Annotated in this window: 14 protein-coding genes; 9 read left to right on the top strand and 5 right to left on the bottom strand. The window is 71.4% G+C overall.

Going from position 1 to position 20,211, the window contains the following annotated elements:
- Positions 1 to 127: 127 nt before the first annotated feature.
- The 4 genes from ACFVTC_RS07310 to ACFVTC_RS07325 all read right to left on the bottom strand — a co-directional run bounded on the left by ACFVTC_RS07310 (position 128) and on the right by ACFVTC_RS07325 (position 2,363).
- A complete protein-coding gene (locus ACFVTC_RS07310; RefSeq protein ID WP_390124860.1) occupies positions 128 to 538 on the bottom strand; it encodes a cupin domain-containing protein in 411 nt (136 codons plus the stop codon).
- Between the two features lie 201 nt (positions 539 to 739).
- A complete protein-coding gene (locus tag ACFVTC_RS07315) occupies positions 740 to 1,165 on the bottom strand; it encodes an arsenate reductase ArsC (RefSeq protein WP_390124862.1) in 426 nt (141 codons plus the stop codon).
- Entirely contained in the window at positions 1,162 to 1,959 is a 798-nt protein-coding gene (locus ACFVTC_RS07320) for an aquaporin (protein ID WP_390124864.1), read from the bottom strand. Before ACFVTC_RS07320 ends, ACFVTC_RS07315 begins: the two co-directional genes overlap by 4 nt.
- A complete protein-coding gene (locus tag ACFVTC_RS07325; protein WP_390124866.1) occupies positions 1,956 to 2,363 on the bottom strand; it encodes an ArsR/SmtB family transcription factor in 408 nt (135 codons plus the stop codon). The genes ACFVTC_RS07320 and ACFVTC_RS07325 overlap by 4 nt, the downstream gene beginning before the upstream one ends.
- A 79-nt stretch (positions 2,364 to 2,442) precedes the next feature.
- On the opposite strand from ACFVTC_RS07325, the gene ACFVTC_RS07330 reads away from it, so the two are divergent.
- Complete coding sequence (locus ACFVTC_RS07330) at positions 2,443 to 2,919, top strand: ArsI/CadI family heavy metal resistance metalloenzyme (RefSeq protein WP_390124868.1); 477 nt, start codon at positions 2,443 to 2,445, stop codon at positions 2,917 to 2,919.
- A gap of 95 nt (positions 2,920 to 3,014) precedes the next feature.
- Here the strand turns inward: ACFVTC_RS07330 and ACFVTC_RS07335 are convergent, their stop codons facing one another.
- Complete coding sequence (locus tag ACFVTC_RS07335) at positions 3,015 to 4,508, bottom strand: FAD-binding oxidoreductase (protein WP_390124870.1); 1,494 nt, start codon at positions 4,506 to 4,508, stop codon at positions 3,015 to 3,017.
- Positions 4,509 to 5,275: 767 nt separating this feature from the next.
- On the opposite strand from ACFVTC_RS07335, the gene ACFVTC_RS07340 reads away from it, so the two are divergent.
- The 8 genes from ACFVTC_RS07340 (at position 5,276) to ACFVTC_RS07375 (ending at position 20,202) form a co-directional block, all read left to right on the top strand.
- A complete protein-coding gene (locus tag ACFVTC_RS07340; protein WP_390124872.1) occupies positions 5,276 to 6,580 on the top strand; it encodes a hypothetical protein in 1,305 nt (434 codons plus the stop codon).
- A gap of 48 nt (positions 6,581 to 6,628) precedes the next feature.
- Complete coding sequence (locus tag ACFVTC_RS07345; RefSeq protein WP_168528087.1) at positions 6,629 to 7,405, top strand: TIGR03936 family radical SAM-associated protein; 777 nt, start codon at positions 6,629 to 6,631, stop codon at positions 7,403 to 7,405.
- Between the two features lie 261 nt (positions 7,406 to 7,666).
- On the top strand, positions 7,667 to 11,713 hold the full coding sequence (locus tag ACFVTC_RS07350) for an Rne/Rng family ribonuclease (protein WP_390124874.1): 4,047 nt from the start codon (positions 7,667 to 7,669) through the stop codon (positions 11,711 to 11,713).
- A gap of 403 nt (positions 11,714 to 12,116) precedes the next feature.
- Positions 12,117 to 13,232 (top strand): DegT/DnrJ/EryC1/StrS family aminotransferase, encoded by a 1,116-nt coding sequence (locus ACFVTC_RS07355; RefSeq protein ID WP_390124876.1) that lies wholly within the window; start codon positions 12,117 to 12,119, stop codon positions 13,230 to 13,232.
- 44 nt (positions 13,233 to 13,276) lie between these two features.
- The gene (locus ACFVTC_RS07360) at positions 13,277 to 14,248 is read left to right on the top strand and encodes a Gfo/Idh/MocA family protein (protein WP_390125480.1); all 972 of its coding nucleotides are present in this window, start codon (positions 13,277 to 13,279) and stop codon (positions 14,246 to 14,248) included.
- 85 nt (positions 14,249 to 14,333) lie between these two features.
- On the top strand, positions 14,334 to 16,922 hold the full coding sequence (locus tag ACFVTC_RS07365; RefSeq protein WP_390124878.1) for a glycosyltransferase family 4 protein: 2,589 nt from the start codon (positions 14,334 to 14,336) through the stop codon (positions 16,920 to 16,922).
- Between the two features lie 20 nt (positions 16,923 to 16,942).
- Positions 16,943 to 18,526 (top strand): glycosyltransferase family 4 protein, encoded by a 1,584-nt coding sequence (locus ACFVTC_RS07370; RefSeq protein ID WP_390124880.1) that lies wholly within the window; start codon positions 16,943 to 16,945, stop codon positions 18,524 to 18,526.
- A complete protein-coding gene (locus ACFVTC_RS07375; protein WP_390124882.1) occupies positions 18,523 to 20,202 on the top strand; it encodes a glycosyltransferase family 2 protein in 1,680 nt (559 codons plus the stop codon). The genes ACFVTC_RS07370 and ACFVTC_RS07375 overlap by 4 nt, the downstream gene beginning before the upstream one ends.
- The last annotated feature ends 9 nt before the right edge of the window (positions 20,203 to 20,211 follow it).

A 20,211-nucleotide genomic window follows, 5' to 3' on the forward strand; every position in this document is an offset into this window, starting at 1 on the left:
CATCAACGACGCTGTACGCAAGCGGCCTTGAGCGGCCGAGTACGTCGGACCGGCGAGAGCGGCCCGGCTCCGGGCGGGCCGGCCGATCGGACTCCTGGAGCGGTGCCCACCCGGAGGCTGAAGGCCGTCAGGGCTGGGGGAATCGCAAGTGTCGTCGTTCGGCGAGTTCCTCCGCGCTGACCACGGTCAGAACGGGGGTGCCCGGCTGCGCGAACATGGTCACCACCAGTTGCGACTGCGCGTCCGGGAGGTTGTTGCCTCCCTGGTAGTGGATCACGTCGCCGCCGGGCTCGAACAGGGCGTCCCCGGCCTTGAGCACCCGGGGCGGTTGCCCCTCCAGCTCGAAGAGGATCTCGCCCTGGGTCACGTAGCCGAAGAGCGGCCCGGGGTGACGGTGCGGCGGCGCGCCCGGGTCACCGGGCGACAGGGTCACTCGGATGGTCCTCGCCTCGGAGCCGGCCGGGATCCGGGCCGCGGCTTCCGGCAGGGTGGCGATCACCTCGACGCCCGGGGGCAGGTGTGCGTGTTCAGCGCTCATGTGGTCCTCCAAACAGGGACTGTCTGGAGATGACGACAAGACGGCCTCCTCGTTTGTGACAACCCCGTGTTCGTGATACCCGCGTCGGTGACGACCCCGTGTTCGTGACAGCCCTGCGCGGCGAACCCGGCCAGGGGCGCGCGGAAGGTCCGGTAGCCGTGTCCGGGGCCCTGGTCACGATGCGAACCGCGGTTGCCGCACTCACACTTCACTCGGCGGGGCGATCTCGTCGAGCAGGCCGCGGATGCGCTTCTCGATCTCGTCGCGGATGGGGCGGACGGCGTCGACTCCCTGGCCCGCGGGGTCGGGGAGCTCCCAGTCGAGGTAGCGCTTGCCGGGGAAGAACGGGCACGTGTCGCCGCAGCCCATCGTGATCACCACGTCCGACGACTGGACGGCCTCCACGGTGAGCACCTTGGGGACCTCGGCGGAGATGTCGATGCCGGCCTCCGACATCGCTTCCACGACAGCCGGGTTGACCGTACCGGCGGGCGCGGACCCGGCGGAGCGCACCTGCACCCGATCCTCCGCGAGATGGGTGAGGAACGCCGCGGCCATCTGGGAGCGCCCGGCGTTGTGGACGCAGACGAACAGCACGGACGGGCGGCGTTCTGCGGGGGTATTCATCGCGGTTGTCCTTCTGGGCGGAAGCCGGGCGGGGGAGTGGCGGAAGCCGGTCGGGGGAGTGCGGGGAGGGCGAGTTCGGGATCGCCCTGAACGGGGGCGGTGCCGGTTCGCGCGGGTGCCGCGCGTCCGAACACCGCCGTCACCAGCGCGAGACCCAGTGCGGCGCCGATCAGCTGGGCCACGATGAACGGGCCGACCGAGGCGGGTGCGATGCCGGCGAACGTGTCGGTGAGGGCGCGCCCGACGGTGACGGCCGGGTTGGCGAACGACGTGGAGGACGTGAACCAGTACGCCGCTCCGATGTAGGCCGCTACGGCCACAGGGGCGAAGTGAGCGCGAGCGGTCCGGCCGAGCCCGAAGATCAGCAGGACGAGTCCCGCGGTCGCGACCAGTTCGCCCAGCCACAGGTGACCGGAGGAACGGTCGTGCGTGGACCAGCGCACCAGGGGCTCGGCGAACATGGCGTCGGCCAGGATCGCGCCGCCGATCGCTCCGGCGGTCTGGGCGGAAAGGTAGGCGGCTACGTCCCGACCGCTCAGGCCGTCGCCGGAACGACGGTCGGCGCACCAGGCCGCGAGGGTGACGACGGGGTTGAAGTACGCGCCCGAGACCGGCTCGAGGAGCGCGATCAACACGCCAAGCCCGAAGACGGTGGCCAGCGAATTGGCCAGCAGTTGGACTCCGACGTCCCGGGTCAGCTCGGTGGCCTGGATTCCCGAGCCGACCACCACCGCGACCAGCGCGGCCGAGCCGACAGCCTCGGCAAGAGCCCGCTGCCTCAGCGAAGCGCTCACGCGGTCGCCTCTGCCGCCCGTGCAGCCTGTTCAGCCTGTGCCGTCTGTGCCGTCTTGAGGAACAGGGAGAGCCGGTCCAGGGTGCCGGGAAGCACCCAGTAGTAGACCCACGTACCCCGGCGTTCGCAGTCGATCAGGCCCGCCTGCCGAAGCAGCTTGAGGTGGTGGGAGATGGTCGGCTGGGACAGATCGAAGGCGGGTGTCAGGTCGCACACGCAGACCTCACCGCCCGCCCGCGAGGCGATCATCGACAGCAGCCGCAGGCGGACCGGGTCACCGAGAGCCTTGAAGATCTTCCCCAGCTCGGCAGCCTGGTCCTCGTCCAACGGCACGGTCACCGGGCCTGGGCGGCAGGCGGCGGACCGGTCCTCTTGCCCGAGCACCCGGAGTTCTTGCTTCGACATGCTTCTATGTTGACGTTCTTCGATCCAGAGCGCAAGGTTGTATCGACATATGTCAATGCAAGCAGATGGGGGTCATGTCATGTCTCGTGCTCAGCTCGCCCTGCGCGTCAGCGACCTGGAAGCGTCGATCACCTTCTACTCGAAGCTGTTCGGCACCGAACCGGCCAAGCGGCGCGAGGGCTACGCCAACTTCGCCATCGCCGAGCCCCCGCTCAAGCTCGTCCTGATCGAGGGCGAGGCCGGACAGGACACGCGGCTCGATCACCTCGGCGTCGAGGTCGAGTCCACCGACCAGGTCACGGCCGCGACCGGTCGCCTCGAGGACGCCGGGCTGGCCACCTTCGAGGAGAACGACACGTCCTGCTGCTACGCCCTCCAGGACAAGGTGTGGGTCCATGGCCCGGGGCGCGAGCCGTGGGAGGTCTACGTCGTCAAGGCGGACGCCGACACTCTCGGCGAGAGCGCCGACCCCGACGCGGCGACGGACGGGTGCTGCGCCGGCCGGGCCGCGGAGGACATGGCGGCGGGAAGGGGCCATGACCAGGCCCCCTCCTGACCGGGAAGAGGGCATGACCAGGCACCCTCCTGACCGGGAAGAGGACATGGCCAGGCCCCCTCCCGGTCGGGAGGGGGCCTGGCCCGGCTGGTCGTTCAGCGGAACGCGGGCGGGACGCTCTGCTCGTACTGGAAGACGTTGCGGGGGTCGTACTTCGCCTTGATCTTGCGCAGCCGGTCGAAGTTGCCGTCCCAGTAGGCGGTTTCCCAGTCCTGCATGCCGATGTTCGGGACGTTGACGTAGGCGCCGTGCACGTAGGGCCGCAGAGCCTGGCTGAACTCGGCGATCCACGCCTGTGCCCGCGGGGTCAGCGCGTCGCCGCTGCCCGGCACGCTGCGGTCCCCCCAGCCGGCACCCGGCTCGGAGTAGAAGAGCGCGTTGCGATGCGGGAACGCCGTGCCGCCGCGCGGGCTCTTCCTGACCGCTCCGCCGAAGGCCTGGGTGAAGAAGTTGCTGTCGTCCGTCGGTGCGTCCCGCATGAACGAGGCGATCACGCTGATCGCCTTCTTCGGGAACGGCTTGTCGGTGAACTGCGAGAAGAACTTCCAGTTCGCCGGCTCGTCCGCGGTCGGAATCTGGAATCCCGCGTATACGTCGCCCCAGTTACCGACCTGCACCGAGACTTCGGGGCGGCCGATCGAAAGGATCGGTGCCAGCAGTCTCTTCGCCTCCGCGGGCGTTCCCTCCGCGAGAACCGCGAACAGCAGGATCTGGTTCCTGTGAATTTCGAGCTGGGTGCCGAGACGGTTGTCGGCGACCGGCGCCGTACGCTGCCACGTGTCGAAGAGCCTCTGCAGGTCTCCGAGGCCGTCCCACGTCGCCTGCACATAAGAGACGCTCTTGAGCGGGGCCACTTTGTAGGTGAGCGACGTGACAATTCCGAAGTTGCCGTTGCCGGCCCCGCGGAGTGCCCACAGCAGGTCCGAGTTGTTCTTCAGGTCCGCCTTGACGACCTTGGCGCAGTCGCCGTCCGAGGCGACGACGACCTCGGCCCCGATGAGGCTGTCGCAGGCCATTCCGAGGTAGCGGGTGAGGAAACCGAAGCCGCCGCCGAGCGTCGCGCCGGACAGGCCCACGGTGCCTTCCGTGCCGGTCGTCACCGCCAGGTTCTTCTTCGCGAGTGTGGTCACCGCTTCCAGCTGGCTGAGCCCGGCTCCGACCGTCGCCGTACGGGCGGCCGTGTCGATGTGGGCCGACTTCAGCTCGCTGACGTCGATCACGATGCCGTTGTCCACGTTCGACCAGCCCTCGAGGCTGTGGCCGCCGCTCCGTACCCGCAGCGCGACATCGTGCTGCCGTGCCCAGGTGAGGGCGTTGACCACGTCCTGGGTCCGCTGGGCGTAGACGATGACCAGCGGATAGTGGACGAACAGCTCGTCCCAGCCCAGGCTCGCCTCGGCGTAGCCGGGGTCGTCGGGACGGACGATGCGGCCGGTCAGCTTCGCCGGCCCGCACGTCGCGTTGCCAGCCTCGTGGGTGACGGCGCTCGCGCCCGGGGCCTCCGCGGCCGCGATGCCCGGGAGAACGACCGCGCCCGCGCCGGTGACCGCCGTGGCCTTCAGCAGTCCGCGACGGGAAAAGTCCTGCATGGTCCGTATCCTCTCGACCGGACTGCGCCAGTATTCGTCCGGGGAAATCACCCCTGTGAATTGGCGCGTTCGATCCCTCGTGGATCTCGTGGATATCTCCGGAGCCGCAGGTTAACAAGGGTGACAGTGACGGAGGCGCCCGACACGCTATTCCGTCGACGACGGCGATCTGCTGAATAGCCTCGCCATTCCTTGATTTGTCGTCGATGTGGATTGGGCGGATCGCCGGCCGGCGGATTGATACGGTCACACGGCAGATTAATACGGTCACATGAATCGGGTCATCGCGGTACCCGGTGAAAGCACGGCCACCGGATCTCGCCGGACGTGACCATGCCCGCCCGGAGAACGGAATTCGGGGCGGGCCATGGGTCATGACTGATCGTGCGGCACGCGGGCGTCCGTCGGCCCGCGGTGCGGCACGCGAGGCGGGTGTCAGCCGCGGCGCAGCATCATGACGACGGCGACGATGACGATGATGAGGACGACGGTACCCAGTCCTATGTACATGGATTTCTCTTTCCTTCGAGGGAGTGGCACCCATCGGTGCCTCGATGAGCCGAGTGCCCCGGTCCGGTCCTTTCAGCCCACCCGGATCCTTCTGTTGCCCCGCCGTGACCCGTACTCGGCCTGGAGCGGCGCAGGCCGGCTCTCCCGGCGGCGGGTGCCGACCGGCCTCGGGTGAGCGCGGTCGCGCGGGGACGGGAGGCGGGAGGCGGGAGGCGGTCGCGCGCATCCGTACGCCCGGGTGACGCGTCTCCTTCGGTATGGATCTGGTGAAGCGGCCCGCTGAGCCGCCCGCTGAGCGGCCCGCTGAGCCGCCCGCTGAGCGGCCCGCTGAGCCGCCCGCTGAGCGGCCCGCTCAGCGGGCCGCTGAGCCGCGCGCTGAGCGACCCGTTGGGCGACCCGTGCCCCGTGCCGAGGGATGCCTCACCGTCGCTGTCCGGCTGCCGGTCCGGATCGTCGTGCTCGTGCTCGTGGTGCCGGTGCGCATGACGTGGGACGCGCTGGTCGTCGTCGGGCGGTCGCTGCGCGACACCGTGCTGCGGCCGGCGGGCCGGGCGCTGCTGTGGGTGGCGTGGGCGGTGTTCGTGTGGCCCTTGGTGACGCTGTGGCGGTACGCCGTGGTCCCGGTCGTCGGCACACTGGGCCGGGTCGGGTACCTGCTGCTCGTGGTCCCCGCCGGCTGGCTGTACGGCCGGGTGCTCACCCCCCTCGGGCACGCGATCGCCTGGGCGGCGCGGAGCACCGGCGCCGCACTGGCCTGGCTGTTCCGGGGCGTTCTCGGCGGCCTCGGCCGGCTGCTGCGCGGCACCGGCGCCGGGCTCGGCCGGGTGTACGCGTGGTTGCTGGCGCCGGCGGGCCGCGCGCTCGCCCGGCTGCTCAAAGGTGTCGGGGTCGGGCTCGCGGCTGCCGGACTCGGGGTGTGCAAGGCCGTGGCCTGGCCCGCGTGGTATCTGATCGTCGTACCGGCACGGTGGTTCTACGAGTGGGTCCTCGCGCCCGCCGGACGGGCGGCCGCGTGGACGGCCCGCGGACTCGGACGACTCGTACGGATGATCTTCCGCGGGATCGGCACAGGTCTCTACTGGACGCTGCGTGTCCTGCTCGTCCTGCCCGCGCTCGCCGTGTGGCGCTGGGTACTGGTCCCCGTGGGACGCGTCCTCGCCGTCGTCGGCCGGGAGATCGCGGAGGCCCTCGGACACGCCTGGCGGGTGGCCGGGCATCTCTCGCTCGCCGCCGGACGCTTCCTCGCCCGGCTGTTCCGGCGGGCCTTCGTGGAGCCCGCGCGCTGGGTGTACCGGAGCGTCCTGACACCCGTCGGGCATGCCGTCCGGGACACGGTCCTGCGGCCCGCCGCCGAGGCCGCCCGCGGTGTGGGCCGGATCACCCGGCAGACCCTGGCCGCCGCCCGCGAGTCCGCGCGGCAGGCCCGCGCCGACGTCCGGCGGATCCTGTTCGGCACGCCCCGTGAGCCCGAGCCGCTCCGGTCGGCGGACCACCGCGGGGAACCGGGAGCCGCCGCTGCACGTACTCTAGGTAGCAGTACGACCGCTCTCACGAAGGACTGAACGACACTGGGCAAGCGACAGCCCGAAGGCCCGCCGCCCGCACCCGCGGTGCAGCGCATCCGACTGCGCTACACCAAGCGCGGCCGCCTCCGGTTCACCAGCCACCGTGACTTCCAGCGCGCCTTCGAGCGTGCGTTGCGCCGTGCCGAGGTGCCGATGGCCTACTCGGCGGGGTTCACGCCGCACCCGAAGGTGTCGTACGCCAATGCCGCACCCACCGGCACGGGCAGTGAGGCGGAGTATCTGGAGATCGCGCTCACGGCGGCGCGTGACCCGGAGAAGCTGCGTGAGCTCCTCGACGAGTCGATGCCCGTGGGGCTCGACATCATCGAGGCGGTCGAGGCCCGCACCTCGGGTCTCGCCGAGCGGCTCACCGCGTCCGTGTGGGAGCTGCGCCTCGACGGCGTGGCGCCCGAGGACGCGGAGCGCGCGGTCGCCGCCTTCACCGCGGCCGACGCCGTGGAGGTCCAGCGCAGGACCAAGAACGGGATGCGCACCTTCGACGCCCGCAGCGCGGTGGCGAGCCTGGAGGCGCACACCGCACAGGCTGATAGGCCGACGGACCAGCCCTGTGCGATACTGCGGCTGGTTGTTCGGCACGTGACGCCTGCCGTTCGACCCGACGACGTCCTGTCCGGTCTTCGCGCCGTGGCCGACCTGGCGCCGCCGGTCGCCGCAGCGGTGACCAGGCTGGCGCAGGGGCTGTTCGATGAAGAGACCGGCACGGTGACCGACCCGCTCGCGCCCGACCGCGAGGCAGTCACGGCCGCTCCAGCCGATCGCACAGGGGCCGCCACAGCTGCCGCCGCGAAGGCGTCGGCGTAAGGAAGGTCCCGCGTAGGGACGGATGTCGTAGCGCCGCCCTCGTATCCGGGAGCCACCTGGGTCGGGCAGCGCACCCACCAGAAGACTTTCGCCAGGCCGTACGCACACATGGCGTACGGAACCGGTGAGACAGGACACAGAGAGCTCCCGTGCGGCGCCCGCGCCCCGGACGGCGGCACCGCGCATCGCGCGAGCCGCGGACGTCACCGGCACTGCCGGACCAGGCGCGGCGCCCGGGAGCCTGACGGGAGATCCACCCGCATGCTCGAGCCGACCGAACCCACTGAGCCCTCCACGGGCTCCGACACCAACAACACCCCCAGCGACACCCTGCCGCCGCGGCGCCGCCGCCGTGCGGCGTCGCGTCCCGCCGGCCCGCCCACGGGCGCGGCCGAATCAGCGGCCGTGGCCGAGACCACCGCGCCGGCCATACCGCCGGTGGCATCCGCCGAGGCCGCCGAGGCCGAAGAGGCCGAGGAGACTGTGGTGGCAGCGGCGGCCGAGGCCGTCGCCGATCCGACCCCGGCCGACAGCACCGGCGCCGAGGACACCGACGCCGAGGAAACCGCTCCGCGCCGTAGCCGCCGTCGTGCCACCCGCCGGGCTTCCGCGCCCGCCGGCGCTCCCGTGACGGCAGAGGCCGCCGAGGCGGCGGAGCCGGCCGGGACCGTGGCTCCCGCCCCGGAAGCGCAGCCCCCCGCCGTGGAGGACCGGACCGAGCAGGCCGCCGACGAGACCGCGCCCGCCGCCCGTCCGCGCCGCCGTGCCACCCGGCGCGCCTCCGCGCCGACCGGTACGCCCCAGGCCGCCACCGGCGCCGAGGCCGCCGAGATCGTCGCGCCGGCCGAAGCCGTGGCGGAGCCGGTGCCCGCCGAGGCCGAGGCGCCCGCCGACGACGCCGCGCCCCGTCGTACCACCCGACGTCGCGCCACCCGGCGCGTCTCCGCACCCGCCGGTGCGCCCGAGGGCGACACCGCCGACGAGCGTGTGGAGGCGCCCGTGTCCAGCGAGACCCAGCCCAGCGAGACCCGGCCGTCCGGCGGGAGCACCGCCGCCGAGGCCGCCGAAGCCGTCGAGACCACGGAGTCCGCGGAGGACGCTGCCCCGCGCCGTGGCCGCCGCCGCGCGACCCGCAAGGCCGCCGTCGGTTTCTCCGCCCCCGCGCCGAAGGAGACCGAGTCCGGCCGTCGCCCCGCGCGTCCGGCCGTCGCCGTCTTCCAGGCGCCCGTGTTCACCGAGCCGATGTTCCAGACGCCGGAGCGGGCCGCGGCCGCGGCTGCCGCCGAAGCGGCGGAGGAGGCCGTGGAGGCTCCGGAGGCCGACGAGGTGACCCAGGTCGCCGAGGTCACCGAGGTCCCCGAGCCCGTCGCCGCCGCCGAGGAGACGACCGGCGGACGCCGTCGCCGTCGCCGCCGGGCCGTCGAGGACGAGCCCGTGGCCGCCCCAGTACAGGCCGCCCCCGTCGAGGACGTCGACGAGGCGGAGGAGAGCGACGAGTCCGCCGAGGACGCCGTCGAGGGTGACGAGTCCGACGAGGAGGAGTCGGCCGGTTCGCGCCGTCGCCGCCGCCGTGGTGGCCGTCGCCGTCGCCGTGGCGAGTCCGCGGACGCGGACGGCGAGGCCGGTGACGACGAGTACGCCGCCGAGCAGGCCGCGCAGGACACCGAGGACACCGCCGAGCAGACGGCCGAGGACGCGGAGGACGCCGAGGACGCGGACGAGCGCGAGGAGCAGGGCGGCTCCAGCAGCAGCCGTCGCCGTCGCCGTCGCCGTCGTCGCGCCGGTGACTCCGGCACGGACGCCGAGTCCACCGACAACGACCCCGAGCGCACCGTCGTCAAGGTCCGTGAGCCCCGCGGCAAGAAGGACGACCACCCGAGCGACGAGGTGCAGTCCATCAAGGGCTCCACCCGCCTGGAGGCGAAGAAGCAGCGCCGCCGTGAAGGGCGCGAGCAGGGCCGCCGCCGTGTTCCGATCATCACCGAGGCCGAGTTCCTGGCCCGCCGTGAGGCCGTCGAGCGCGTGATGGTCGTCCGCCAGAGCGGCGAGCGCACCCAGATCGGCGTCCTCGAGGACAACGTGCTCGTCGAGCACTACGTCAACAAGGAGCAGTCGACCTCTTACGTCGGCAACGTCTACCTGGGCAAGGTCCAGAACGTGCTGCCGTCGATGGAGGCCGCCTTCATCGACATCGGCAAGGGCCGCAACGCGGTCCTCTACGCCGGTGAGGTCAACTTCGAGGCGCTCGGCATGGCCAACGGGCCGCGCCGCATCGAGGCCGCCCTGAAGTCCGGCCAGTCGGTCCTCGTGCAGGTCACCAAGGACCCGATCGGCCACAAGGGCGCCCGCCTCACCAGCCAGGTGTCCCTGCCCGGCCGCTACCTGGTCTACGTGCCCGAGGGCTCGATGACCGGCATCAGCCGCAAGCTGCCCGACACCGAGCGCGCGCGTCTGAAGACCATCCTCAAGAAGATCGTCCCCGAGGACGCGGGCGTCATCGTGCGCACCGCCGCCGAGGGCGCGAGCGAGGACGAGCTGAGCCGTGACGTCGAGCGTCTGCAGGCGCAGTGGGAGGACATCCAGAAGAAGGCGAAGAGCGGCAACGCCCCGACGCTGCTCTACGGCGAGCCGGACATGACCGTCCGCGTCGTCCGCGACATCTTCAACGAGGACTTCTCCAAGGTCATCGTCAGCGGCGACGAGGCGTGGGAGACCATCCACGGCTACGTGGCGCACGTGGCGCCCGACCTGACCGACCGGCTCTCGAAGTGGACCTCCGAGGTCGACGTCTTCGCGACGTACCGCATCGACGAGCAGCTGATGAAGGCGCTGGACCGCAAGGTCTGGCTGCCCAGCGGCGGTTCGCTGGTGATCGACAAGACCGAGGCGATGGTCGTGGTCGACGTCAACACCGGCAAGTTCACCGGCCAGGGCGGCAACCTCGAGGAGACCGTCACCAGGAACAACCTGGAGGCGGCCGAGGAGATCGTGCGCCAGCTGCGGCTGCGCGACCTGGGCGGCATCGTCGTCATCGACTTCATCGACATGGTCCTGGAGTCCAACCGGGACCTGGTGCTGCGGCGCCTCCTGGAGTGCCTGGGACGCGACCGTACGAAGCACCAGGTGGCCGAGGTGACCTCGCTCGGCCTCGTCCAGATGACCCGCAAGAGGGTCGGCCAGGGTCTGCTGGAGTCCTTCTCCGAGACCTGCGTCCACTGCAACGGCCGCGGTGTGATCGTCCACATGGAGCAGCCCAGCTCCGTCGGCGGCGGCGGCAAGCGCAAGAAGCGCGGCCGTGGCGGCGCCGAGCAGGTGCACGAGCACGACCACGACCACGAGCAGACGTACGAGGCGGCGGAGGAGCCGGAGACGGCGGAGTCCGAGGCCGAGGTCGCCGCCGAGGCCGCCGCGCCGGCGCAGCCCGTGTCGGAGTTCCGGGCCGACGAGGAGTTCTACAGCAGCGCCGCCGAGGCGGAGGCCGCCGCGTCCCGTGGCCGGTCGCGGCGCCGCGCCACCCGGCGTGCCTCGGCCCCCGCGGGTGCGCCGAAGGCCGAGGAGCGTGCTCCCCGGAGCCGGCGCGAGGAGCGGGCCGAGCGGGCTTCCCGCGAGGCCGCCGAGGCCGAGCCGGTCGCGGTCGAGGACCCGGTCGTCGAGGCCCCCGCGGTCGAGGCCCCGGTGGCCGGGACCGTCGAGGTGACGGAGCCCGCGCCCGCCCCCGCCGTCGAGGACGAGGCCGCTCCCAAGGGCCGTACGCGGCGCCGTGCGACGCGGAAGGTGTCGGCTCCGGCCGGTTCACCGAAGGCGGCGGAGGAGGCCGCGGTCACGGTCACGGAGCCGGTCGCGGCGCCCGCGCCGGAGACCCCGGCCGAGCAGGCCGCCGAAGCGCCCGCCGAGACGCCCGCCGAGAGCGCGGCTCCGGCCCGCCCGCGTCGGCGCGCCGTCCGCAAGGCCACCGCGCCCACCGCGTCCGAGGAGGCGGCCGTCGTGGTCGTCCCGACGGTGGCGGCCGAGCCGGTCGGCGAGACCGGGGGTGACCAGGCGGCCGACACGGCGGCCGACGCCGGTGTGGACGCCGAGGCTCCGGCCCCGGCCAAGAAGACGGCCGCCCGCAAGACGGCCGCCAAGAAGACGACGGCGAAGAAGACCGTCGCCAAGAAGACCGTGACGGCCAAGAAGACCGTCGCCAAGAAGACCGCGGCGAAGAAGGCCACGGCCACGAAGGCGACGGCGAAGAAGACCGCCGTCAAGAAGTCCACGGCGGCCGCCGAGCAGACGGCGCCGTCGGTCTCGGCGACGACGGAGGACTGAGCTCCGGATCGCGTAGCGAAGCGCGGGGCACCGGACGACCGGTGCCCCGCGCTTCCTCGTTCCCCGCGTCGCCGGTGAGTTCGCCGCAGCCGGGCCGCGGATACGGTCACCTGTGGCGAATCCTGTGATGGACGGCACGTCAACCCAAGGTTTCCTTGTCGTAACCCTGAGGAAAAGCTTTGCACTTCTGCTGGTAATCTGACCGCGGACTCGGCTGCTGGTGACATGCGGGCCGTAGACCACGCGAGGTGCCCCAGGGGGCGGGGTCTCGCGGGAAACGATCGCCGTCGCAAGTCGTCGGCGGACTTCCAGGGATGCGGACGTGCCACGCTCGACACCGTTCCTTCCCGACCCGTGCACAAAGTGGTGCGCCCGAGAGGTCGCCGATGAGGAGGGGATGTCGATGAGCGACGCCCATGAGCTGATATCCGCCGCACGACCCGTGATCGGCGAGGAGGAGATCGAAGCCGCGGTGCGCGTACTGCGCAGCGGCCGGGTCGTCCAGGGCCCCGAGGTCGCCGCCTTCGAGGCCGAGTTCGCGGACGTGGTGGACGGACGGCACTGTGTCGCCGTCAACTCCGGTACGTCCGCACTGCACCTGACGCTGCTCGCGCTGGGCGTCGGCTCGGGCGACGAGGTCATCGTGCCGTCGTTCTCCTTCGCGGCCTCCGCCAACGCGGTACGCCTCGTCGGCGCCGACGTGGTCTTCGCCGACATCGAGGCGGACAGCTTCTGTCTGGACCCGGCGGCGGTCGAGGCGGCCATCACGCCGCGCACCGCCGCGATCATGCCGGTCCACCTCTACGGCCACCCCGCGGCCATGGACCAAATCATGGCGATCGCCGAGCTGCACGGACTCGCCGTCGTCGAGGACGCCTGCCAGGCGCACGCGGCCGCCCTGCACGGAACGCCGGTCGGCGCCTTCGGCAACGCGGGAACGTTCAGCTTCTATCCGACCAAGAACATGCACAGCCTCGAGGGCGGCATGGTCACCACCGCCGACGCGGAGATCGCCCGTACCCTGCGCCTGCTGCGCAACCAGGGCATGGAGCAGCGCTACGCCAACGAGATCGTCGGCGCCAACGTCCGCATGACGGACGTCTCCGCCGCCATCGGCCGGGTGCAGCTCGCCAAGCTGCACGGCTGGACCGAGCAGCGCATCGCCAACGCCGCGTACCTGACGGAGCACATCAGCGCGCCGTCCGTAGTCACGCCGAGCGTCGCCGAGGGCGCGCGCCATGTCTTCCACCAGTACACCGTGCGTGTCCGGGGCGACCGTGACGCCGCCATGGCGGCCCTGACCCAGGCGGGCATCGGCAACGCCGTGTACTACCCGACGCCGATCCACCGGCTGAAGCCGTACTGGGAGCCGGATCAGAAGGCCGGTCGCGTCTGGGACCTGCCGGAGACGGAGCGCGCCGCCGCCGAGGTCGTCTCGCTCCCCGTCCACCCGGGGCTGTCCGCCGGGGACCTGGAGCGCATCGTGTCCGCCGTGAACGCATTGGGGGCCCAGCTGTGAGCAGCGGCAACAACCTGCGGGCCGGACTCGTCGGCCTTGGTTCCATGGGGCGTCACCACGCCCGCGTCCTGGCCGGGCTGGAGGGCGTCGACTTCGTCGCCGTCGTCGACCCGATGGGCGACAAGTTCGGCGCCGCCCAGGGCGTGCCGGTCCTCGACACCGTCGAGCAGCTCATCGGCCTCGGCATCGACTACGCCGTCGTGGCCTGCCCCACGGCGCTGCACGAGCCGGTCGGCATGCAGCTCGCCGAGGCCGGTGTCTGCGCGCTGATCGAGAAGCCGGTCGCCGACACCGTGGAGGGCGCACACCGTCTCGTCGAGGCGTTCGAGTCGCGCGGCCTGGTCGCCGGGGTCGGTCACATCGAGCGGTGCAACCCGGCGCTGCGCTCGCTGCGCGCCCGGCTGGAGGCCGGCGAGCTCGGTGACGTCTACCAGGTCGTCACCCGCCGCCAGGGTCCCTTCCCGCACCGCATCGCGGACGTCGGCGTGGTCAAGGACCTCGCCACCCACGACATCGACCTCACCGGCTGGGTGACCGGGCGCGAGTACGTCTCCATCGCCGCGCACACCGTCTCCAAGAGCGGCCGCGAGCACGAGGACATGGTCTCCGCCGTCGGCCGCCTCGACGACGGCACGATGGTCAACCACCTGGTCAACTGGCTGAGCCCGCTCAAGGAGCGCTTCACCTCGGTCACCGGCGAGCGCGGCTGCTTCATCGCCGACACCCTCACCGCCGACCTGACGTTCCACTCCAACTCCGCCATGGCGACGGAATGGGAGGCCCTCCAGGCCTTCCGTGGCGTCTCCGAGGGCGACATGATCCGTTACGCCATCCCGAAGCGCGAGCCGCTCCTCGTCGAACACGAGCTGTTCCGCGACGCCGTGCTCGGCAAGCCCGCCGACATCTGCACCCTGCGCCAGGGCACGCGGACGGTGGAGGTGGCGGCGGCCGTGCTCGAGTCGGCGCTGGACGGCAGCACGGTCCTTCTCGACCGCGACAGCTGCGGAGCCGTCTGAGCATCTCCGACTCACGTCGGTGGTGGCCCCCGGCCCCCTTGGGCGCAGGGGGCGGAATTCCTGTCCCACCCGGAGGAAGCAAGCAATGGAATCCCCTGCCCGCAGGCCGAGGCTCGCGGTCATCGTGGCCAACGGCATCACGGGCGACTCCCGCGTCCAGAAGACCGCGGTCGCGGCGGCGCGAGACGGCTGGGACGTGACCCTGATCGGCCGGAGCGACACCAAGCGGGTCCAGCGCTCCAAGATGGGCCCGATCGACGTGATCCGGGTTCCCGTCGGTGCGGACTTCCTGCGCGGGGTGAACGCTCGCAAGGGCCGTCCCCTGCGAGCGGCCGCGACACAGTTCCAGCTCCAGGACCAGGCGGCCCTGAACCGCTATACGGCGGCCTACCGGGCCTGGGTCCGTCAGAAGTCCGCCGAGAGCAGCTGGGCGGGTTCCCCGCGTCGTACGTCCATCAAGGCGGCGCTGCGAGCCCGCCGGTCCGTGCACCGGCTGCGGGTCCGGGCGTTCAAGTGGGAGCAGCGCCGTCGGCCCAAGGACCCGGCTCCGGTGGGCGACTGGCGCCGCGACTGGCCGCAAGTGGTCGATCTCGACCTCGCGTTCGGCCCGGTGATCGAGGAGATCGAGCCGGACGTCATTCACGCCAACGACGTGACGACGATCGCCACCGCGGCGCTGAGCGTCGCCCGGCTGCGGGCTCGGGGCCGCACGTGCGCCTGGCTGTACGACGCGCACGAGTACATCAAGGGCGTGGAGTGGCCCAACGCCCGGCAGGCCTACGCGCTGCCCGCGCTGGAGGCCGAGTTCATCGGCCGCGCCGACGCTGTCGTCACCGTCTCCACACAGATGGCGGAACTCCTCAGGGACGACCAGGACCTGGCCGAGCTGCCGCTGGTCGTGGGCAACTCACCGGTCCGTGAGGTGATCGGCGCGGGCCGGTCCGCCTCATCGGTCCGTGAGGCCTGCGGTCTCGGTCCCGAGGTGCCGCTGATGGTCTACTCGGGCTGGATCGGCCGTGAACGCGGGGTGGACGCCGTCATCGACGGCCTGCCCGAGCTCCCCGGCTTCCATCTCGCTCTGGTGGTGGGCCGGACGACCCCGCTTCTCGAGGAGTTGATCGCCCAGGCGGAGACCCTCGGTGTGCGTGACCGGGTCCACCTGGTGCCCTACGTGCCGCAGCACGAGGTCGCCGACTACCTCTCGTCCGCGGACCTCGGCCTCACGCCCTTCAAGCGCGTTCCCAACTGCGAGGTGTCGCTGCCCACGAAGGTCTCCGAGTACCTCCAGGCAGGGCTGCCGCTGGTCACCAGCGACGTGAAGGTCATCAAGGCGTACGTCGAGGAGCACGGCCTGGGTGAGGTGTGGACCTGGGACGATCCGAAGACCTTCGCCGCGGCCGCCGCACGGGCCATGGACAACCGTGACAAGCTCGCCGCCGCGATCACGGAGGAGGTCCGCACGGACCTGTCCTGGGAGTCGCAGAGCGGCAGGTTGCTCCAGCTGTACCGCGAGTTGTCGAAGAAGACCCCGCCCGGCCCGCGGCCGGAGGTTTCCTGGACCGTGCAGGAGACCCCCGACGCCGTACGGACCGTGGAGGCCGTCGGTGCCGACGGGCAGCCGGCGTGGCGAAGGCTCGGCGACACCCGTGTCAGGCTGGGCCTCGGCCCGGCCAACTACGCGGGCCAGGGGGCCGCGTACGCCCAGGCGATCACGCGTGTCGACCCGGACGTGTCCGTCGAGGTCGTGATGAACAAGCGGCCGGAGTCCTTCGACTACCCGGCCGACGTGTACGTGGACACGACCCGGATGCGTGAGCTGAGCGTCCAGCTCCAGCAGGTGGAGCGGATCGTAGGCCGTTACACGCACCTTCTCGTCGACGCCTTCATGCCCGTCTTCGGCCATCTCAACGGCAAGTCCGTCGCCGGTGATCTCGACGCGCTCAAGCAGGCGCGGATCAAGGTGGCGCTGCTCGCCCACGGCAGCGACATCCGTCACCCGGCCCGTCACATGGCACGCCACGAGTTCTCGCTGTTCCACGACGCCCCCGAGGGCATCGTGGAGAAGCTCCAGGCGAAGGCCGAGCTGAACAGGCGGATCGCGAAGGAGGCGGGGCTGCCGCTGTACGTCACCACGCCGGACCTTCTGGAAGACCTGCCGACCGCCACCTGGGCGCCACTGGTCGTGGACGTCGAGAGCTGGGCCACCGACCGTCCGGTCATGGAGCGTGAGTGCCCGCTGGTGCTGCACGCTCCGTCGAAGCGGTGGACCAAGGGCACGGACCGGATCATGCCGGTGCTCACCGAACTCCATGACGAGGGCCTCATCGAGTTCAGGCTCGCCGAAGGCATTCCGTGGGCGGAGATGCGTCAGCTGGTGCAGAGCTGTGACCTGGTGCTCGACCAGTTCACGACCGGCAGTTACGGCACGTTCGCGGTGGAGGCGATGGCTGCGGGCAAGCCCGTGGTCGCGTACATCAGCGACGGAGTGGCGGCCGCGACGGAGGGCGCCCTGCCCATCGTCAACGCGACCCCGGACACCCTCCGTGAGGTCATCCGGTCCCTCGTCGCCGACCGGGAGGGCACGGCACGGATCGGCCGGCGGTCCGTCGAGTTCGCCCGCACCTACCACGACGGAAGCTGGACCGTGCAGGTCCTGAGCGATTTCCTGAAGTGACCGGTTCAGAAAGGCTGTTTATGGAAGCGCAGAGTGCCGACGCGTCGCGCCCGGCCAAGGGCCGTGTCGTGATGCTGGTCGACAACAAGGTCGACGGCGACTCGCGGGTGCAGAAGGCCGCCGAGTCCGCCGCGGCAGCCGGCTGGGACGTGGTGCTGCTCGGTCTTGTCCGGTCCGGCGGCGGGCGCACCTGGAAGCTCGGGGACGCCGAGGTCAGGCTGCTGCCGCTGAAGACCCCGCTGTCCAAGCGGCACGCGGATCGGCACCGCTCACCGCTGCGCCGCCCGTTCGCCTACCCGCCGGGTCCGATGGCCGCCTACCGTCGTCAATGGGTCAAGGCGTGGCGGGTCGATCTGTCCACCCGGCGGGCGGCGCTGAAGGTGGCGCCCGCCGCGGTCGGCACCCCGCTGTTCCGGAAGGCCGAGAAGGTCCGCCTGACCGTCGCCGGCCCGGTCTCCAGGCTCATGCAGAAGTGGGTCGAGTTCCGCGCCCGCCAGGCCGGGCAGGCACAGAAGGCCGGCCGTGCCCTGCGCGGCCCGCTCGACCGTGCCTTCACCGCGGTCTGGAAGGGCGTCAAGGGCAGGCGGGCCTGGCGCCGCCTCGAACCGGTGCTGTGGGACTACGAGCTGACGTACGGCAAGGAGATCGACGCCCTCAAGCCCGACCTGATCCACGCGAACGACTTCCGGATGCTCGGGGTGGGCGCCCGCGCGACCGTACGGGCGCGTGCCGCGGGCCGCTCGGTCAAGCTGGTGTGGGACGCGCACGAGTTCCTGCCCGGTGTGCGGCCCTGGGAGGACAACGCCCACTGGATCCCCGGCAACACGGCGCACGAGAGCGAGTACGCCCCGTTCGCCGACGCCGTGGTCACCGTCTCCGAGGGGCTGGGCGACCTGCTGCGGGAGCGGCACGGGCTCAAGGAGCAGCCGACTGTCGTTCTCAACGCGCCCGACCGTCCCGTGGAACGGGACCCGGCGATCGAGGACGTCGAGCCGGAGCCGGATCTGCGCGAGCTGTGCGGGATCGGCCCGGATGTACCGCTGGTCGTCTACAGCGGCTCGCCCGGCCCGCAGCGTGGCCTCGGCGACATGGTGGAGGCACTGCCCGGACTGGACGGCGTCCACATGGCGTTCGTCGTCCCGTCTCCGGCGGCCGCCTACATCCAGAGCCTGCTGAGCCGTGCGCAGGAGCTCGGTGTCGGCGACCGTCTGCACGCCGTTCCCTACGTCAAGCACTGGCAGGTGGTGCGCTTCCTGTCCGCGGCGGATGTCGGCTGCATCCCCATCCACCACTGGCCGAACCATGAGATCGCGCTGATCACGAAGTTCTTCGAGTACTCGCACGCCCGGCTGCCGCTGGTGGTGAGCGATGTCAGGACCATGTCCGAGATGACCCGCTCGACGGGCCAGGGCGAGATCTGCAGGGCCGAGGACGTCGCCGACCTCGTACGCGCCGTCAAGGCCGTGCTCGCCGACCCGGAGAAGTACAAGGCCGCCTACGACAAGCCGGGGCTGCTCGACACCTGGACCTGGGAGGCGCAGGCCGGTGTCCTGGACGCGCTGTACACCGGTCTGGTCCCGGAGACTTCGAAGGAGAGATCATGAGCGCGTCCCCCGACGTCAGCGTCGTCGTCGCGGTCTACAACACCATGCCCTATCTGACGGAGTGCCTGAACTCCCTGATCGGGCAGAGCATCGGCCGGGACCGGCTGGAGATCGTCGCGGTCGACGACGGCTCCACCGACGACAGCGGTGCCGAACTCGACCGCTTCGCGGAGCGTTACCCGGGCACCGTCAAGGTGCTTCACCAGGCCAACTCCGGTGGTCCGGCCGCCCCGAGCAACCGCGCGCTGGACATCGCCACGGGCCGCTACGTCTACTTCATCGGCTCCGACGACTACCTCGGCGAGGAAGCGCTGGAGCGCATGGTGGCCTGCGCCGACGAGCACGGCTCCGATGTCGTCGTCGGCAAGATGGTCGGAACGAACGGCCGGTACGTCCACCAGGCTCTCTACAAGGAGAACAACCCGGACGTGGGCCTCACGGACTCCGCCCTGCCGTGGACGCTCGCCAACACCAAACTGTTCCGGCGCGACATGGTCGAACAGCACAAGCTGCGCTTCCCCGAGCACCTGCCCGTGGGCAGTGACCAGCCGTTCACCATCGAGGCCTGCGTGCGTGCGCGGAAGATCTCCGTGGTGGCCGACTACACCTGCTACTACGCGGTGAAGCGGGGCGACGCCAGCAACATCACCTACCGCGCCGACCATCTGGCGCGGTTGCGGTGCGCCGTGGAGATCATGGATTTCACGGCCGGTCTCCTCGAGGCGGGCCCGGAGCGCGACGCCGTACTGCGCCGGCACTTCACCTGGGAAGTGGCCAAGCTCGTCCAGGACGACTTCCCCGGGCTCGACGCGGAGCTCCAGCGTGAGCTCTGCGCGGGCGTCGGGCGGCTCGCCGACGCCTACCTGACCGACGGCATCCGTGACGCCATGGACGTCAAGCGCCGGGTGCGTATCTGCCTGGCCCGGGCCGGCGCGGTCGACGAGCTGTCCGAGGCGATCAGCGCGGAGAAGGCGAACGGGGCACCGCCGTTCGTCGTGGAGGGCGAGCGCGCCTACGCCCGCTACCCGGGCTTCCGCGATCCCCGCATCGGCCTGTCCGACCGTTGCTACGAGCTCGTCGGGGAGGCCGTCCCCGGCCGTCTCGCACAGGGCACGGAGCTGCTCGCCTCCACCTGGGAGCAGGAGGGCGACGGGATCACCTACACGGCCACCCTCCGGCTGCCGGTCCTCGGCGACGTCGACGGAGCCGTCCTGCGTCTCGCCCAGGGCGCCATGCCCGCGTCCGCGGACAAGCCCAAAGCCAGAAGGCTCCCCAAGGGCCACGAACTCCCCGCTCCTGTGGGCGCCTTCACGACCGAGCTCGCCGACGACGGCGCTGCCACGGTGCTGCGCGCGCGCATCCCGCTCGAGCGGAGTTCGGTCAAACTGGGCGCACGGGTCTACCTCGACGTCGCCGGTTCGACCTATGAGATCCCCGTGCGCGGCAAGGGCAAGCCCATGCCGCTGGCGCGCCGCTGGGGCGCCTACGAGGACCCGTACTACGCGCGGGCGATGGTGAATCCCAAGGGCCGCGTGGTGATCACCACGGGTCCGCTGTACCCGCCGAAGCCGTCACTGGCCTCCCGGGCGAAGTCGGCCCTCGCCCGGCGACTGAAATCCGTATCCGCCGGCCCGAAGCCGACCGGTTCCCCCACGAGCCGTTCGAAAAGGAAGTAGCGACCGTCC

The organism is Streptomyces sp. NPDC057950, from assembly GCF_042887295.1.
Taxonomy (GTDB): Bacteria; Actinomycetota; Actinomycetes; order Streptomycetales; family Streptomycetaceae; genus Streptomyces; species Streptomyces kaempferi.

Coding starts and splice junctions, on each gene's coding strand:
- ACFVTC_RS07365 (WP_390124878.1), top strand. CDS start 14,334: ATGGAATCCCCTGCCCGCAGGCCGAGGCTCGCGGTCATCGTGGCCAAC.
- ACFVTC_RS07330 (WP_390124868.1), top strand. CDS start 2,443: ATGTCTCGTGCTCAGCTCGCCCTGCGCGTCAGCGACCTGGAAGCGTCG.
- ACFVTC_RS07340 (WP_390124872.1), top strand. CDS start 5,276: ATGGATCTGGTGAAGCGGCCCGCTGAGCCGCCCGCTGAGCGGCCCGCT.
- ACFVTC_RS07350 (WP_390124874.1), top strand. CDS start 7,667: ATGCTCGAGCCGACCGAACCCACTGAGCCCTCCACGGGCTCCGACACC.
- ACFVTC_RS07370 (WP_390124880.1), top strand. CDS start 16,943: ATGGAAGCGCAGAGTGCCGACGCGTCGCGCCCGGCCAAGGGCCGTGTC.
- ACFVTC_RS07315 (WP_390124862.1), bottom strand. CDS start 1,165: ATGAATACCCCCGCAGAACGCCGCCCGTCCGTGCTGTTCGTCTGCGTC.
- ACFVTC_RS07360 (WP_390125480.1), top strand. CDS start 13,277: ATGGGGCGTCACCACGCCCGCGTCCTGGCCGGGCTGGAGGGCGTCGAC.
- ACFVTC_RS07325 (WP_390124866.1), bottom strand. CDS start 2,363: ATGTCGAAGCAAGAACTCCGGGTGCTCGGGCAAGAGGACCGGTCCGCC.
- ACFVTC_RS07355 (WP_390124876.1), top strand. CDS start 12,117: ATGAGCGACGCCCATGAGCTGATATCCGCCGCACGACCCGTGATCGGC.
- ACFVTC_RS07335 (WP_390124870.1), bottom strand. CDS start 4,508: ATGCAGGACTTTTCCCGTCGCGGACTGCTGAAGGCCACGGCGGTCACC.
- ACFVTC_RS07310 (WP_390124860.1), bottom strand. CDS start 538: ATGAGCGCTGAACACGCACACCTGCCCCCGGGCGTCGAGGTGATCGCC.
- ACFVTC_RS07375 (WP_390124882.1), top strand. CDS start 18,523: ATGAGCGCGTCCCCCGACGTCAGCGTCGTCGTCGCGGTCTACAACACC.